A 401-nucleotide genomic window follows, 5' to 3' on the forward strand; every position below is an offset into this window, starting at 1 on the left:
GCTGCCGGCCGCGGTCGAGGTGGCGAGGTCGCTGCCCGACACCGGTCCGACGACGGACGCGCCGCCGTCCGGGTCGACGGGCGCGCGCCCCGCTCGACCGGCCGGCAGCCCGGAGCCCGCGTGGTCGCCGGCGTTCGCACGCGTCGCCGTCGTGGGGGTGGTCCTCATGGTCGCCGAGGGCGCGGCGCTCGCGTGGGGTGCGGTCCTGCTGCACGAGCAGCGGGGGGCGACGCTCGCGGTCGCCGCCGCTGCGACGACTGCCTTCACCGCCGCCCAGACTCTCGGCCGCCTCGTCGGCGACCGGCTGCGCGCGGCGTGGGGCGACGCGCGGCTGTTCCGCCGCGGCGCGGTCGTCGGCGCGTGCGGGCTCGCGCTGGGCGCGCTCGCACCGGACCCCGTGG

General features: G+C 81.0%; 1 pseudogene. It reads left to right on the forward strand.

The annotated features are described in order from the left end of the window. Positions 1 to 166: 166 nt before the first annotated feature. Positions 167 to 401: pseudogene (locus CTKZ_RS22260) on the forward strand (MFS transporter); the annotation flags it as partial.

The sequence above is a fragment of the Cellulomonas algicola genome, assembly GCF_003851725.1.
GTDB lineage: Bacteria > Actinomycetota > Actinomycetes > Actinomycetales > Cellulomonadaceae > Cellulomonas > Cellulomonas algicola.